14 protein-coding genes are annotated in these 15,698 nt (G+C 68.9%); 9 read left to right on the plus strand and 5 right to left on the minus strand.

From position 1 onward, the window contains the following. The first annotated feature begins 33 nt into the window (after nt 1–33). From OV287_RS51925 to OV287_RS51935, 3 genes are read left to right on the plus strand one after another with little or no spacing between them, the layout of a single operon-like run. Complete coding sequence (locus OV287_RS51925) at nt 34–675, plus strand: TetR/AcrR family transcriptional regulator (protein ID WP_267541540.1); 642 nt, start codon at nt 34–36, stop codon at nt 673–675. Nucleotides 676–726: 51 nt separating this feature from the next. Further along, on the plus strand, nt 727–1,941 hold the full coding sequence (locus OV287_RS51930) for a cytochrome P450 (RefSeq protein WP_267541541.1): 1,215 nt from the start codon (nt 727–729) through the stop codon (nt 1,939–1,941). Between the two features lie 26 nt (nt 1,942–1,967). Then, entirely contained in the window at nt 1,968–3,179 is a 1,212-nt protein-coding gene (locus OV287_RS51935) for a cytochrome P450 family protein (RefSeq protein ID WP_267541542.1), read from the plus strand. A 67-nt stretch (nt 3,180–3,246) separates the two neighbouring features. Here OV287_RS51935 and OV287_RS51940 read toward each other — a convergent pair whose 3' ends face one another. Next, nucleotides 3,247–3,891, minus strand: a complete 645-nt coding sequence (locus OV287_RS51940; RefSeq protein ID WP_267541543.1) for a hypothetical protein — start codon at nt 3,889–3,891, stop codon at nt 3,247–3,249. Between the two features lie 105 nt (nt 3,892–3,996). Between OV287_RS51940 and OV287_RS51945 the strand changes: the two genes are divergently transcribed. After that, the gene (locus OV287_RS51945) at nt 3,997–4,638 is read left to right on the plus strand and encodes a TetR family transcriptional regulator (protein ID WP_267541544.1); all 642 of its coding nucleotides are present in this window, start codon (nt 3,997–3,999) and stop codon (nt 4,636–4,638) included. A gap of 306 nt (nt 4,639–4,944) precedes the next feature. Here the strand turns inward: OV287_RS51945 and OV287_RS51950 are convergent, their stop codons facing one another. Further along, nucleotides 4,945–6,675 (minus strand): lamin tail domain-containing protein, encoded by a 1,731-nt coding sequence (locus tag OV287_RS51950; RefSeq protein ID WP_267541545.1) that lies wholly within the window; start codon nt 6,673–6,675, stop codon nt 4,945–4,947. Nucleotides 6,676–6,968: 293 nt separating this feature from the next. Between OV287_RS51950 and dgt the strand changes: the two genes are divergently transcribed. Beyond that, complete coding sequence (gene dgt, locus OV287_RS51955) at nt 6,969–8,384, plus strand: dGTP triphosphohydrolase (RefSeq protein ID WP_267541546.1); 1,416 nt, start codon at nt 6,969–6,971, stop codon at nt 8,382–8,384. A 27-nt stretch (nt 8,385–8,411) separates the two neighbouring features. Here the strand turns inward: dgt and OV287_RS51960 are convergent, their stop codons facing one another. Then, nucleotides 8,412–9,302 (minus strand): hypothetical protein, encoded by an 891-nt coding sequence (locus OV287_RS51960; protein ID WP_267541547.1) that lies wholly within the window; start codon nt 9,300–9,302, stop codon nt 8,412–8,414. 190 nt (nt 9,303–9,492) lie between these two features. Here OV287_RS51960 and OV287_RS51965 point away from each other — a divergent pair, with 190 nt between their 5' ends. Further along, nucleotides 9,493–10,716, plus strand: a complete 1,224-nt coding sequence (locus OV287_RS51965) for a hypothetical protein (protein WP_267541548.1) — start codon at nt 9,493–9,495, stop codon at nt 10,714–10,716. Nucleotides 10,717–10,719: 3 nt separating this feature from the next. Here OV287_RS51965 and OV287_RS51970 read toward each other — a convergent pair whose 3' ends face one another. Beyond that, nucleotides 10,720–11,625 (minus strand): coiled-coil domain-containing protein, encoded by a 906-nt coding sequence (locus OV287_RS51970; RefSeq protein WP_267541549.1) that lies wholly within the window; start codon nt 11,623–11,625, stop codon nt 10,720–10,722. A gap of 189 nt (nt 11,626–11,814) precedes the next feature. Between OV287_RS51970 and OV287_RS51975 the strand changes: the two genes are divergently transcribed. The 3 genes from OV287_RS51975 to OV287_RS51985 all read left to right on the plus strand — a co-directional run bounded on the left by OV287_RS51975 (nt 11,815) and on the right by OV287_RS51985 (nt 13,712). Then, complete coding sequence (locus OV287_RS51975; RefSeq protein ID WP_267541550.1) at nt 11,815–12,435, plus strand: RNA polymerase sigma factor; 621 nt, start codon at nt 11,815–11,817, stop codon at nt 12,433–12,435. Further along, entirely contained in the window at nt 12,432–12,938 is a 507-nt protein-coding gene (locus OV287_RS51980; RefSeq protein WP_267541551.1) for an anti-sigma factor family protein, read from the plus strand. Before OV287_RS51975 ends, OV287_RS51980 begins: the two co-directional genes overlap by 4 nt. 135 nt (nt 12,939–13,073) lie before the next feature. Continuing rightward, a complete protein-coding gene (locus OV287_RS51985) occupies nt 13,074–13,712 on the plus strand; it encodes a DsbA family protein (RefSeq protein ID WP_267541552.1) in 639 nt (212 codons plus the stop codon). A gap of 81 nt (nt 13,713–13,793) precedes the next feature. Here OV287_RS51985 and OV287_RS56300 read toward each other — a convergent pair whose 3' ends face one another. Continuing rightward, complete coding sequence (locus OV287_RS56300) at nt 13,794–15,623, minus strand: S8 family serine peptidase (RefSeq protein WP_308809808.1); 1,830 nt, start codon at nt 15,621–15,623, stop codon at nt 13,794–13,796. Nucleotides 15,624–15,698: the final 75 nt, after the last annotated feature.

Genomic DNA, 15,698 nt, shown 5'->3' on the forward strand with positions numbered 1-15,698 from the left:
CTTAGTCCTGATTTTGTATATTGGTTCAACTTGATGAACTCGCGCTCAACCTCTCGAAGCAAACCCCAGGCGCTGCGGATGCGGATGAAGGAGGAGGCCCGGGCCGCCATCCTCGACGCAGCGGAGCAGGTGCTGGCCGAGCAGGGCCTGCAGGCGGCGCGCATGGACGACATCGCCGCGCGCGTCGGGGTCTCGGTTGGGACGCTCTACAACTACTTCGAGGACCGGCAGCAGCTCCTGGAGGCCCTGCGCGACGTGCGCGGGGGCGAGTTGCTGGCCCAGCTCGACGCGGAGCTGGAGCGCAGCCAGCCGTCTCCCTATCGCGCGCGGCTGCACGGGTTCCTCCGCTGCATCCTGGATTACTCCCGGACGCACTTCCGGCTGTTCTCCCTCCTGCTGGAGAACTCGCTGCAGCGCGACACCTCCCGGGAAGGGGAGCTGGACCGCCATCTGAAGATGTGGCGCGAGGTCTCCCTTCGCCTCGAGCACCTCGGCCAGCAGGGCGTGAAGGAAGGCGCCTTGAGGCCCGAGGACGCCAGCCACTACCCCGCGATGTTGCTGGACATGACGCACGGCCTCGTCCTGCGCCAGCTCCTCGCGAAGCAACCCGTGCCCACCGACGAGCTGCTCGCGCCCCTGCTGCGGTGCTTCCTGGAAGGCGCCGCCCCGCGCTGATCCCCGCCCCTGTCTGTCGACCCTGTCGTTCCCCTCCAAAGGAGCCACACCATGAGCCTGCTGGACAAGTTCGACGTCCTCGACCCCGAGGTCATCAACAACCCCTACCCCTACTTCGTCGAGCTGCGCGAGAAGGCGCCCCTCTTCTGGCTCAAGAGCCTCGAGGCCCACGTCGTCAGCCGCTACGAGGACGTGACGTACGTCCTGAAGAACCCCGCCCTGTTCTCCTCGGTGGACATCCGCGTCAAAGGCCAGCTGGCCAAGGATCGCTCCCCCCTGGATGGCTCGGTGGCCAACCTGGTCAACTCGGATCCGCCCGTTCACACGCGGCTGCGGGGCCTGGTCAGCCGCGCCTTCATCCCCAAGCGAATCTCCGAGATGGAGCCCCGCGTGCTCGAGCTCTCCAAGGGGTTCGTCGCGGAGATGACCGCCCACGAGGAGTTCGACTTCATGGACGGGCTGGCCTCGCCCCTGCCCGTCACCGTCATCTCGGAGATGCTCGGCATCGAGGTCTCCCGGCGCCGCGACTTCAAGCGCTGGAGCGACTCGCTCATCCACTCCGGCGCTCAGACATTGCGCGACGGCAAGCCCTCGGAGGAGGTCGTCCGCAACGCCCACGAGATGCGCGACTACATGGCGGAGATCGCCGAGAAGCGCCGCCGTGAGCCCACGGGTGACCTCATCTCCCTGCTCGTCCAGGGCGGCGAGGGCGCCGAGCCCCTGACTCCCCAGGAGGTGAACTCCTTCGCCATCATCCTGCTCATCGCCGGCAACGAGACGACCACGAACCTGCTCGGCAACAGCCTGCTCGCGCTCATCCGCAATCCGGAGCAGTACGACTGGCTGCGGCGCAACCCCACGCGCGAGGCCTGCGCCCGGGTGTCCGAGGAGACGCTGCGCTACGACTCGCCCGTGATGGGGCTGCTGCGCCGCACCACGCAGGACGTGGAGCTGAGCGGCGGGAAGGTGCCCGCGGGGTCCTCGGTGATGGCGCTGCTGGCGTCCGCCAACCATGACCCGCGCAAGTTCTCCAACCCGGAGCGCTTCGACCCCGAGCGCGAGACCAACGGCCTGATGTCGTTCGGCCACGGCATCCACTTCTGCCTGGGTGCTCCGCTGACGCGGCTGGAGGCCCCCGTGGCGCTCAAGGAGCTGATGGAGCGCGCCCCGCGGCTGGGCCTCGCCTCGCGCCAGCCCGAGCGCATCGACTACGGTGGCTCGTTCTTCCTGCGCGGGCCCCGCTCGCTCTGGCTGCGCAAGAGCTGAAGAGACCCACCTCGGAGAGAACACCCATGACCCCTGAAATCAACCTCAAGACCCCAGAGATCCGGGCCAACCCGTACCCCACCTATGCCCGCTTGCGGAAGGAGTCACCGGTCGTTCTCGTCAAACACCCCCTCTTCGGCAAGAGCTACTACCTCACGCGTTACAACGATATCGTAAGCTCCTTCACGGACTCACGCCTCGCCAATGACCGCCGCAACATCGAGGGGGACAAGGATCCACTGGACCGCTGGTGGGTGCCTTCGCTGCTCCGGGCCTTCAAGAACAACATGCTCGCCACCGACGCCCCGGATCACCGCCGCCTGAGAGACTTGGTGCACAAGGCCTTCACCCCCCGGCGGGTCGAGGAGATGAAGCAGGCGGTGGAGAAGATCGTCGGCGAGCTGCTCGACGCGGCCCAGAAGAAGCAGACCGTCGACCTGCTCGCCGACTTCGCGCTTCCCCTGCCCCTCACGGTCATCTCGGAGATGATGGGCGTTCCCGAGGAGGATCGGCTGACGTTCCACCGGCAGATGGGCGGCTTTCTGGACAACCTCTCCAGCCCCGTGGGGTTCCTGCTCCAGACCCCCAACGCCTTCAACATGCTGCGCTTCTTCCGCAAGCTCATCCGCCTGCGCCAGACCGACCCCCGGGATGACCTGCTCACGGCGCTCGTGCTGGCGGAGGAGCAGGGAGACCGTCTCAGCGAGGACGAGCTCGTCTCCATGATCTTCCTGCTGCTGCTGGCAGGGCACGAGACCACGGTCAACCTGATCGGCAATGGGACGCTGGCGCTCCTGCAACACCCGGAGCAGCTCCAGAAGCTGCGCGAGAATCCCGAGCTGATCGGCTCCGCGGTCGAGGAGCTGCTGCGCTACGGCAACCCCGTCGACCAGCCCTCGCCACGCTTCGCCCGGGAGGACATCCACCTGGAGGGGCACGTGATTCCCCGGGGCTCCACGGTGATGCTCCTGCTGGCCTCGGCGAACCGGGATGAGTCGGTGTTCGAGAACCCGGACACGCTCGACATCACCCGCAAGCCCAACCGCCACGTGGCCTTTGGCATGGGCGTGCACTACTGCCTGGGGGCGCCGCTGGCGCGGCTGGAGGGCACCATCGCGCTCCAGCACCTGGTGCGACGCTTCCCCCAGATGAAGCTCGCCGTGCCCGAGCAGCAGCTGCGCTGGCGCGGCTCCATCGGGCTGCGGGGACTCAAGGCCCTGCCCCTGCGGCTCTCGTGAAATAGCCGCAGACCGGCCCTCCCGCCGTGGGTTGGCGAAGGGCTGGCAGCGGCTCCGTGCCTTTCTTTTATGGATGCCAGGTCGCGAGACCCAGCGCGAGAAGGGCACCGCCGAGCCGCACGGCTCGCTCGTTCTGCACGCCGCTGAGGAAGACCTCCGCCTGGCGCGCGGCTCGAAGTTCGGCGGGCTGCAGGCGGAGGGCGCCCAAGGCCTCCTCGCCGGCGTGAAGCTTCAACGCTCCGGAAGTGACGCCGAGGTATTGCCGGACGACTTCGGATGGCAGCGCGCGAAACTGCTCGAGCAGCAAGGCGCCGAGGTGCAGCCGGATCGTCCCACGGCCAACGCCCCCGGCTGCCGCTGCGGCCTGCCCTTCGTCAACCATCGCCGCCCGGAACCGCACCGTCGCCAGCCTTTCGAGGGCACCGACAATCTCCGCGGGCTGAATCAACTTCTCCTCGAGCAGGAGGTGCTCGGGCGGAAGGCCTCGCTTCGCGGCTGCCGCACCGAGAGGCTCGACGAGTCCGCGGTCGAGCCTTTCCTCCGAGGCGAGCAGGTCCAGCAACCCTTCCGACGGGACCGTCGACTCGGAGGAGACGATGTACCCGTTCGCCACCGAAAAACACCGGATGCCCGAGGGGCCTCTGGCGACGACGCGCGCCGACGGCTTCGACCCGGAGAGCGAGAGCGCGGACAGGAAGCGGGGGTTGAGCATCAGAGGTCTCCCTTTGCCACCCCAAGACGATATTGGCACTTGGTGTCATCCGCAACACGACGCGCCAAGATTGCCGCGGTCCGGGAAGTAGGTTCAGCTACGCGGATGAAGGCGAAGGAATCCCCCCCGGACCCCGGGTCTCTGCAGGAGCGAAAGCAAAAGCTGGCCCGGGCAAACATCGCGGAGCTTGCCGCGGCGCCGCTCATCGAGCGCGGCTTCGATGACGTCACGATCGACGACCTGGCGAAGGCCGCGGGTATCTCCAAGAGGACGTTCTTCCGCTACTTCTCGACGAAGGAGGAAGTGGTCACGTCCCAGTTCGATGAAGCAGGCACCGCGCTGCTGACCGCGTTTCGGCTTCGTCCGCGGGACGAACAGCCGCTCCTGTCGCTGCGCTTCGCCATGGGTTCGGTCATCGATCGGCTCATCAGCGACGCGGAACGCAGCCGGGCGATGATCCAACTCATCCACCGGACCCCCTCGCTCCGCGGGCGCTTCCTGGTCACCCAGGATCAGTGGATAGGGCAGCTCTCCTCGGCGATCGCCGAAAGGCTTCCGAAAGGTCCAAAAGCCCCGATGCTCGCGCGCCTCACGGCCACCGTGTCGATGGGCGCAGTCGACGCGGCCATGATGACGTGGGCCGAGAGCGGCGACAGAGACATCCGCGCCGTCGCGGACGAAGCGTTCGATGCGCTCGCCGCCGTCGTCAGCGCGGCAACGCGTACGGGGCCAGGCCGCAAGTCCTAAACGCCCGGACATAGATGTTGTCCATCCCTCGCCATGAGGCCACCGCGGATGGAGGGGGGGCGGTGGCGCGCTGCACCTTCCGGCCGCGAGTTGTCCCAACTGGTCCGACCATCGGACCAGTTGCTCGAGTTCGCGCCCGGAAGCCGCCCGCCTCTTCGCACCGAGCCAGACGTGGACAGAAACCATGTCCGGGGGCTTAGCGCGACCTACAGCGGGAGGCGGGTACGGCGCAGATGAGACGACAAAGGCCGCTCCTCCTCGTGGAAGAGCGGCCCGTTCCTCTACCTCATCACCTGTCGCGCCAGCTCAGAACGCGGTGCCGTTGGCGCGCTTGCCGGGCGAGGAGCCCGCCGTCGACAGCGAGGTGTGCAGCACGAAGCTCCCGGTGGCGCTGGCGTCGGGGCTGCGGTTCATGGACACGCCGTCGGTGCCGGAGAGCGTGCTCGAGTAGGTATACGAGTCGATGGTGGTACCGGCCGCGTTGCGCACGGAGACAGCCTCCCCGCTGTTGGACAGGTTGAGCTGACCGGAGGAGGCGCCCACGGCGTTGGTCGTCCCCGAGGGGATGCTGGAGGCAGCGGCGAACACCACGATGGCCTTGCCCGCGCCGAGCACCGTGCCCGTGGCGAACGTGTGCCGCGCCGCGCTGCTGTCCCACACCTTCCAGCCGCTGATGTCGATGGAGGTACCGCCCACGTTCACCAGCTCGATGAACTCGCCGGCGGTGACGGAGCCGGACTCGTTGGCGAGAATCTCGTTGAGGATGACCTTCGCCGGGCTGCTGGCGGCCGGAGTGGTGGCCGAAGACGTGTTGCTGTTGGCGGACTCGTTGCCCGCGGCATCATCGGCCGTCACGCGGTAGTAATAGGTGGTGCTCGCGGTGAGGCCACTGTCGGCGTGGCTGGTGCCGCTGGTGCTGGCCACGGCCGAGAAGCTGGCGTTGTCGGTGCTGCGGTAGATGTTGTAGCTGGCCACGCCCACGTTGTCGGTGGAGGCCGTCCAGCTCAGGCTCACCTGGCTCGAGGAGGCCGCCGAGGCGCTCAGGCCACTCGGAGCGGTGGGCGGGGTGGTATCGGAGCTCCCGCCGCCGCCGCCGCCCGCGCCCGCCAGCCACGCCACCGCGTTGAGGTGGATGAGCGCGTTGTCGTACAGGGTCTCGTTCCAGCCGTTGTGGGTGGTATGGCCGCAGCCGTTGGTGGCGTCCTCGGCGGGCGAGGAGTCACCGATGGCCGCGATGCGTCCCGTGCCATCGGTGGAGGTGGCGAACGTCACCCGGGTGTTGGCGCCCACGGTGCCGGTGGTCATCCACACATGCCCCTTGGCGTTGGGGTTGGCCGTGGGGTTGATCGTGATGGAGGTGGAGCCGAAGAGGCCCAGGCCCTTGCCCACCGTGGCCTTGCCATAGGCACCCGCGTGGACGATGGGGGACGAGGTGTCCGTGGTGAACTTCGAGTTCGGGTTGTCGTTGAACCAGTTGTCCGGCTCGGTGTTCTCCTGGAAGTGCAGGCCCCACGAGACGCCCGTCATCAGCTCATTGAGAATCTCCGGCGAGTCCCAGCCATCGTTGTTGCGGTCCGAGTTCCAGTGGTCGGAAATGAGGAACAGGCCGCCTCCGTTCCTCACGAAGGCCTGTATGGCCGAGCGCTCCGCGGTGGTGTAGCGGATGTTGGGCTCGGGCAGGATGAGGACCTTGTAGTTCGTGAGATCCTGCGCGTTGGAGGCGTCGCCGTAGGTGATGCGGCTGCCCGTGGGCAGGCTCTCCACCGAGAAGCCCTTCTTCACCAGGTCCACACCGAACGAGGAGAAAGCGCCGCCCCAGTACGTCTCGGGGGTGGAGGCGGTGATGCCGCTCTGCGCGGGCGTGGGGAAGCGCTGGGCAGTGCCGCACGAGTCCTCGTCCAACACCCAGTCCGCGTTGCCCGCCGTCTGCGCGTGCATCGCCTCGAACAGCACCTTCGTCTGGGCCCATGCGCTGGAGGGCTCCATGAGCCCAATGACGGGCAGGGCGAAACACAGTGACCGGAACAGCTTCCTCATACGACGCCTCCTCGGCTGGCGGGGGAGACAGTAGGGAAGCACTCGGTTTCTCAAAATTCAACAAACGCACAGATTCGCCATGAAACTGGAAAAACCCGTGCTCGATTCGCGAGTCATCGGGTCCTGGAAGGGGCGCAGCCTGAGCCTGGGTGCCCCCCACCAGGGGACGTGGGAGCCGTGAGGCAAACTGGCCTCTCGAAAGACCGTCCGCCGCGGGGCCGCCGGGAAACTTGCCCCGAGGTGCCCCCACCGCAGGATGGGCGTGTCCCCCCACCGCCCAGCACGAGGCACCCGTGAGCAATCAACGAACCGAACGGTGGCAGCAGCTCCTCTCCCCGCACCGCGTGGGGGACAAGAAGGACCGGCCCCTACCGCAGGACCACCGGGACGAGCGGACGGCGTATGACATCGACTACGACCGCATCGTCTTCTCGAGCGCCTTCCGGAGCCTGCACGACAAGACGCAGGTGTTCCCGCTGTCGACGAGCGACTACACGCGCACGCGGCTGACGCACAGCATCGAGGCCTCGAGCGTGGGGCGCTCCCTGGGGCAGCTCGCGGGACGGGCCCTGAAGCAGCGGGACGTGAGGGTGGAGCCGCCGCACCTGGGCACCATCGTGGCCGCGGCATGCCTGGCGCATGACATCGGCAATCCTCCCTTCGGACACTCGGGAGAGGCGGCCATCCAGCACTGGGTGGAGAAGCGCTTCCCGCCCTACTCGCCCGAGCGACCCACGTGCCCGAGCAACCCGTTCGCCACGGAGAGCGAGCAGCAGGACCTGGTGCGCTTCGAGGGCAACGCGCAGGGCTTCCGCATCCTCACGCGGCTGCAGGCGCGCAACCGGGACGGCGGACTGCGCTACACCGTGGCGACGGTGGGGGCGATGAGCAAGTACCCGAGGCCCTCGGTGCTGCCGGGGCGGCGCGAGAAGGACAAGGCGCGCATCTCGGAGAAGAAGTTCGGGTTCTTCCAGGAGGACGCGCAGCTCGCTCGCGAGGTGTACCGCACGCTGGGGCTGACCGAGCGCGAGCCGGACGTGTTCAGCCGCCACCCGCTGGCCTTCCTCGTCGAGGCGGCGGATGACATCTGCTACGCGTGTATCGATCTGGAGGACTCGGCGAAGCTGGGCCTCATCTCGATGGAGGAGGCATGCTCGCTGCTGGAGGACGTGGCGGCGCTGCAGCCGGGCTTCCATCCCTTGAAAGACAAGGTGGACTGGGAGTCGCGCCTGGGGCGGGCTCGCGCGGGAGCCATCTTCGCGCTCATCCAGGAGTGCGTGACTGCCTTCGAGGAGCACGTGGAGGCCATGGAGGTAGGGCGCTTCGAACAGCCCCTGGTCTCGGCGCGGCCCGAGGTGGACGAGAAGCACAAGGCCATCACCGACATCACCCGGAAGAAGGGCTACGAGAGCGAGCGGGTGCTGCAAATCGAAGCGGCGGGCTTCAAGACGCTGGGCGGACTGCTGGACATGTTCGCGCCCGCGGTGCTGGCGGATAAGCCGGACCGGGAGCAGAAGAAGCTGCGGCAGCTCCTCCCTCTGGAGGTCTTCCAGCGGCCGGGGCCCTACCTGGAGAACCGGGACGAGGCCATCGAGAGGCTGACGCCGTACCAGCGGCTGCTGTGCGTGACGGACTACGTGTCGGCGATGACGGATGGCTTCGCGGTGGAGCTCTACCAGCGGCTCTCCGGCATCAAGCTGCCGGAGTAACGCCCCGCCGAAGGCGACCGCGCCCTCTCACTTGCCGGAGCCGGCGGGGGCCGACAGCACCTCGATGCTCGTCACCGGGTTGCCGCGGGCATAGAGGTCCGCCGAGGTGCGCACCATGGAGCCCTCTTTGAGGTTGCGCAGGGACATCTGCTGCCCATTCCGGGTGACACGCACGTCCTGGGCGAGTGACAGCGTGTTGGAGTCTCCGCCCTCCTCTTCGATGACGAGCTGCTGCGGATTGACCGAGCGCACGCGTCCCCTGTGGATGACAGTGGCTACCGCGTAGCCCTCGGCACTAGGGGCGGCCGCCGAGCCCCCTGCAGTGCCTCCACCGCCCGCGCCCCCGGGCGTGGACGGGGAGGAACCGACTCCGGCAGCCCTGGCTGGTGCCTCGGCGTTCGGGTCGCCACTGCTCGCAGTCCCACCAGTCCCGCTGCCACTCACGCCCTGGCCGCTGCCTCCCACGCCCTGGCCGCGGCCTTCTTCACCCTGCGCGGCGGCCTGTGCCCGTGCGAGCGCCACCCGCATCTGCGCAAGCTGTTGCTCGAGCGTGGCCACCTGCGCGCGCAACCGGGCGATCTCCACCCGCTGCTGGGCGTCGGCCTGCGAGGGCTGCTGGGTGGCCACCGTCTCATCCTGCGTGTCCGCCGCCTGCCCTGTCGCCTGCCCCGCGTCCGTCCCCGGCCCCATCCCGGAGCCGCCCGTGCCCACCCCCGTCTGCGGTGCGGTGGTGCCGGTCGGCAGCCCCTGGTCGGAGCCCATCCCGTCCGACGTCCCCGTGGTACGCGAGTCCTGGGTGTCGTCTCCCTCCGGGTTCGCGGGGTACTGAGTGTACTGAGCCTCTCCCTGCGCGGCGCCGCACACGAGCACCAGGGCGAGCACCGCGATTCCAAAGTCCCACCAGGTCGGCTTTCGCATGTGCGCCGCGCTCCCTTCTTCCGATAGAACGTTGGGCGGCGGACGCCCACGAGCAACCGGTCCAGGTGCCTGGGGCGTAGAACGAACGGAGCGGCTCACGGGCTGCTCTCCGAGCCTCCGAGGAGGCTTCGTGCACTCGGATGCCACCTCCGTGTGTCCGGTAGACTCGCGTGGCATGGGGAAAGAGCCCTTGTCGAAGAACGTCCTCCGTGCGCCCGCGCCCTGGCTGGTGGCCGATACGTCCCGCTCGCTGGAGACCAACCACCGCATCACCCAGGGCTACATCCAGATTGCCGGGGAGATACAGGCGCTGCTCGACCCCGACTTCCGGCCCGGTGGCACCAGCGGCGTCCTCTGCAACTGGTTCGCCTTCGCCCCCCATGCCTCGCTGGAGGCCGGTAAGGGGATGCTCGGAGCGTACCTCGCTCGGGCCATCATCGACGCCGCCCAGGGAGAACCCGCCCCGTCCGTACAGCGAGCCCTGGACCGTGGCGGTCTCTCCGGTCCGGATCGCCTCGTCGCGGAGAAGGTGGCGGACACGCTGCGGTGGTTCGGCCTGTCGCACGACGTGGCCGCCTCCCTGGGCACGCTGCTGAGCGCGGCCAACCTCGATGTGCTCGCGGATCCACGCACCCTGTGGATCACCACCTGGCGTGTCGCGCGCGTGCTCCACGATGCGCCGGGAGCCACGCCGCTCGAAAAGGCCGAGGCAGTAGCGCGCACGCTGGAGCAGCTGCTGCTCGATGGGAACGTGGCCATCTTCGGGGACATCGCCACGGCGGCGCGCGCGTACCTCGACTGGCGCGGGCGCTCGGGCGGGAACGCGGTGAGGCCGGCCCAGGTGGTGGAGGGTTTCGAGCTGGACGGAGCCCATGCCGACGAGGCCCAGCGAGCCTGGGTGTACGCGCTCGAGCACGTGAAGGCCTCGCCCCAGCCCACGGACTTCGCGAGCGTGCTGCCCGACGTGGGCGGGCGGAGTCTGCTGGTGGCTGCCTTTGCGCTCTTCGAGGACGCGCGCCAGTCGGGCAACGCCTCGGACCGGGATGGGCGCATCGCCTTCGCCAACAACTACCTGGCCTGGCATGAGCAGCACAACTCCGTGCAGCCGGCCTTCACTCCGTCCACCCAGCGCGAGGGCGAGGTGTCCCGCTTGGACCTCATGCTCGCGATGACGCCGACGCTGCGCCTGCCGCTCGGCCCCGTTGCCTGGGAGCTCAGCGACTACACCGACCGGCAGCGGGACCGGGACCACAACTTCCTCACCTCGAAGCCGACCGAGTACAACTGGGCCCTCTTCGCGGACCGCTGGCCCGCCGTCCTGAATGCCTTCGACGTGGGCTATCAGCACCAGGCGGGGCTGTGGGAGATGCCCCAGCCCCTCATCCAGTCGCTGAACCTGCTGGAGCTCGGCTGAGGCTCACTGCGGAGGCGTGCGCTGCTGCTGTGGAGGCTGTGGCGCCTGCTCCTGCTGGCCCTGGGGCGAGCCCTGCTGCTGGCCGGGCTGCGTGACGATGTTGCGCGCGTGCTCGACGCCGGAGATGAGCGCGAACGAGGTGCGCACCGGCGTGCCCTCGGGGATCTGCTCCACGGGGATGCGCTTCAGGTCCGGCCCCACGAAGGCCCGCGTCTTGTCGTCGAGGGTGAGCCGATAGAAGGTGCCATCCGAGGTATCGACGATATCGATGTGCTTGCGCGTGACGTCGACCACCCGGCCGTCGAACACCGCGGAGGCCACGGCGACGGGACCCTGGACCTGGATGTCCGCCGTGTTCGTGGTGCCAGTACCGCCGCCCGCGCCGCCCGTCCCGCGCAGGGCATCCACCTCGGCCTCCAGACTGGCCACGCGCTGGCGCAGCATGCTCAGCTCGCGCCGCATCGCCGAGAGGTCCATGCCGCCCGTTCCCACGGTGCCCGCTCCCGCCCCTCCGGCCTGCTCACCCTGCGCGGGTCCGACGCGGGTGGTGATGTCCACCGGGGGAGCCGCGGACGGAGTCTGCTCCGGAGTGCCGCGATACGTGGGGCCCGCCGTTCCACTTCCACCCGTCTCCGTCCCACCGGCCCCCACCTGCTGTCCGCCCTGCACGGGGGTGCCCTGCATCCCCGCGCCTCCCGTCGCCGGCTGTCCCTGCGTCGTCCCCACGGTCCCGGCCGACTGCTGGCTGGGCGCCCAGGGGGCCTGCGTGGCCGCCGTGTCCTGTCCCTGCTCGACGCTGCCCGCTCCCGAAGGGCTCGCCGCCGGGGCGGTTCCCGTGTTCTGCTGCGCCAGGGCCACCAGAGGGGCAGTCCCCATGAAGGCCAGCGCCATCCAGATGGCTCTCCGCATGCCGTTCTCCTCGTTGACCCCTCCCCGTGGCGAAAGGTGGGAATTGTTCTCGGAGAGACACACCCGGCCTGAAGCAGCACCCCGCCTCCCTGGCGGCTCTCGGGCCGGGCGTGGCCGATTTGACGCACCGGGCCGGTATGAAAGAGAACGAGCGGTGAAACTCCCGGCGGCTTCATGTCACCACGGCGCGTGAGCCACCTTTTCGCGGTCCGAATTCCCCTCGTCGGCGGCGCGTCCTCGGCGGAGGAGGCCGAGCGCCGGCTGCTCACGCGCGCGCGTCGGGGGGATCCGGTCGCCTTTCGCTCCCTCTTCGAGCAGCACTCCCCGGCCGTCTGGCGCTTCCTGCGAGACCTCTTTCGGGACGACGCCGCCGCGGACGAGGCCACCCAGGAGACCTTCGTCCGGGCGCACGGGAAGCTCGGCGCGCTGCGCGACGATGCGCGCCTGGCCTCGTGGCTGCTGGGGATTGCCCGTCACATCTACCTCGAGTCGCGCCGGTCCCGGGGCACGCACCTGGACATCGCCGACCAGGAGCACGAGTCGCTATTAGAGGCCGCCCTGCCCTCTCCCACGCCGGAGGACATGCTGTTGGACCGGGAGATGGAGGGGCTGTTGGCGGAGGCGCTCGGGGAGCTGCGCGAGGAGCGGCGCTCGGCGCTGTTGCTACGCATTGACCATGGGCTGGCGTACGAGGACATCGCCCAGGTGATGGGCTGGTCCCTTCCCAAGGTGAAGAACGAGATTCACCGTGCACGGCTGCAGCTGCGCGAGCGGCTCTCTGGGCACATCGGAAATGGAGGTCATTCATGAGCACCCCTTGCCGCGAGTCAGACCTGGACGCGCTGCTCGCCGGAGAGCTCTCCCCAGAGGAAGCCGAACGCGTGAGCGCGCATGCGGCGAGCTGTGCCACGTGCACACGGGCGCTGGCATGGCTGCGCACGGAGCGGGGATGGATGGCGCAGCGGGCCCGGCGCATGCCGTCGCGTCCGGCGCTGAGCTTCGAGGCCCTGGAGGCGAGGCTGCGTCCGACGCCCGCGCCGCGTCAGGCTCGAAGGGAGCACCGCGGAGGGCTGGTGGCGATGATGGGAGCCGCGGCGGCGGTGGCCTTCATGGCCCTGAGCATGATGCCGCGCTCGCATCAGACGTCGCTCTCCGCGTTCGCCTCCATGTCCTCCGAGGACGCGTGGAGCGAGGGCCTCATCTCCATCGCGCAGGTGCCGGCGTGCATGGACCCGAGCGTCGAGGCCGTGGCGCGGGTCGAGGCGCGTTTCGGTGCGTGCCTGCTGGCGTCGCCCGCGCAGCCGCTGCCCTGAGAAATGAAGGAAAAAATGGCGCGCTGAAACTCGCGCGCCGCATGCGCCACTCTTGAGGGCCAGGGGCGAGCAGGACAAACCCGCCGCCGCACCCGCCCGGGTCCTGGCGAATCCCATTCACTCCAGAGGTCTCTCATGAAGCGCATGCTCACCGCCGCGCTCGTCGGCGCGTTCGTGTCTGGTTTTGTCCCCGTGTCGTCCGCCCAGGCCTGTGATGGCAACTGTCCGAAGGGCAAGGTTCCCCACGCCGAGGCGCCGCGAGCGGCCACGCCCCGTCGCGAGGCCCCGAGCCAGGGCCCGGCGGACGCGAAGGTAACGGTGGAGGTGTGGTCTGACTTTGAGTGCCCCTTCTGCTCGAAGGGCAGTGCCACGCTCAAGCAGCTGCGCGAGAAGTACGGGGACCGCATCCGCGTTGTCTTCCGGCACTCGCCGCTGCCCTTCCACGAGAACGCACGGCTGGCGGCGTCGGCGAGCATGGCGGCGGCGGAGCAGGGCCGCTTCTGGGAGTACCACGACGCGCTCTTCCAGCAGCAGAAGGAGCTGGACCGGGCCTCGCTGGTGAAGCTGGCGAAGAAGCTGAAGCTGGACGTGGAGCGCTTCGAGCGCACGCTGGATAGCGGCGCCTACAACAACTACCTGGATGCGGAGGTGGTGGAGGCGCGCCAGCGAGGCGTGGCGGGCACGCCCACCTTCTTCATCAACGACACGGCGCTGGTGGGGGCGCGCCCGGTGGAGCAGTTCGTCGAGGCCATCGACGCAGAGCTCGCGCGCTGAGCGCAGGAGGCCCCGGGGCTGGCGCGGGCGCTCCCGTATGACACGGGAGCGCCGAGGGACGCACCAGTCCCGGAGTCGGAGTTACTTGCGCTCGCGGATGGCCTGGTCCACGGCGGCCTTGGCCTGCACGAGGCCGTAGCCGAAGACGACGTCCTTGCCCTCGTGGGACTCAGGCGCACCGGAGTCGACGAGGTCCTCCGCGGTGCTCTCGAGGATGCGGCGCACGTCGGCGTTGGTGAGCTGGCTATTGGCGCTCCACACCAGCGCGGCCACGGCGGAGACGTGGGGCGTGGCCATGGAGGTGCCAGTGCTGTACGAGTAGTCACCACCGCGGATGCCCACGCGCACGGTGTTGCCAAGCTGGGCGCGGATGATGGGCACGGTGGTGGTGGGCACGGCCGTCACGGGCGGCCAGGTGGCGGCGTTGCCCAGCGTGAAGCTCAGCGTGTCGTCGTCCTCCGGGTTGTTGTTGCCGACGATGACGGCGCGCGCGCCCTGGGAACGCACGTTGCGCACCTTCTCGTTGAAGGTGATGTCACCGCGATCCACGTAGGCGACGAAGCCCTCGCAGGTGGCACCGGGGCACGAGCGCATGCCCACGCCCAGGCCGCAGTCGACGAGCTTGCCCTCGTACTCCGCGAAGGGGACGTAGTCGAAGGCGCCCGAGGTGTAGAAGGTGCCGCCGGCCTCCAGGGAGGCGAAGGGCGAGCGGCCCGTCGGGTAGGTGGAGTAGATGTTGACGCCGGGGGCCACCAGGCTCAGGTGCTCACCGCCCTGCGAGAACTTGGGGTGCTTCTTGTCGGCATCCACCGCGCCCACGGCAATCACTGTGCTGTAGGCAGCCGGGTAGACCTTCGACTCCGGGGTGGCGATCTCCCCTCCGTTGCCGCTGGCCGCGATGGCCAGGACGCCGGCGGCCCAGCTCGTCTGGAAAGCCTCCTCCTCGGCCGGATCCGAGCTGGACGAGCCGAGCGAGAGCGAGACGATGTTGGCGCCCGCGGTGCGGCACCACGAGAGCGCCTCGATGACATCGGAGGTCCGCCCATCGCCGCGCTCGTCGAGCACGCGGGCGACGAGGAGCCGGGCACCAGGGGCCAGGCCCACCATGCCGCTGGGGCTCAGGCTGGGGTCATTGGGGTTCACCTGTCCGCCGGAGCCGAGCTGGGCGAGGATGGTGCCAGCCACGTGGGTGCCATGGCCTCCGCCCCACGCGCCCGACGAGTCCTTGTCATCGGGCGTATCGTCCCCGTCGACGAAGTCCCGGCCGCCGGCGTAAGCGGCCTTCAGCTCGGCGTGATTGGGATCGATGCCGCTGTCGATGACGCACACGGTGATGCCGGAGCCGTTGGGAGCGCCGGTGTCGAGCACGCCGTCATTGTTGTCATCCCAAACCTTGTTGGCCTGGGTCATCTGGACGGCCCAGGTGTACTCGGTGGGGGAGCCGGTGGTGCTCGTAGCGCCGAGCAGGGCGGGTACGGGCAGCCGGGGCGAGACGCCGAGCGCGTGCACGGTCCGGTCCGGAGTGATGGAGAGGACGTCGGGGTCCTGGGCGAGCTGGGCCTGCTCCTCGGAGGTGAGGGAGAGGGCCGCGGTGTCGAGAGAAGACCAGTGGTACTTGAGGCGGCCGAGCTTGCGAACCTTGTCCTCGCGCTGGCGGAGTGCGGCGGCGGAGCGCACACCGGTCTGCTTCCGGAAGCGCACCAGCATGGGCTGAGAGGCGTTGGGGGTGGAGCTCAGCGCGGAGGAGGCGGTGCTCAGGGTCGCGCTGTTGGAGGGGCGACTCAGGGGCTCGACGACGAGCTCGGGGCAGAGCGGCTTCTCCAGCGGATCGATGTCGTCGTCCTCGGCGGGGTCAATGAGACAACCGCTCACACCCAGACCCAGAAGCCCCAACAGCACCAATCGCCTCATGTGTACGTCTCCTTACCCCCGTCCTGGGGGGATGGCACCGCCTGGCGGTACCGGGCGGAGGACAAGGGTCCGCAG

It is taken from the genome of Archangium lansingense, assembly GCF_026626635.1.
Classification (GTDB): domain Bacteria; phylum Myxococcota; class Myxococcia; order Myxococcales; family Myxococcaceae; genus Archangium; species Archangium lansingense.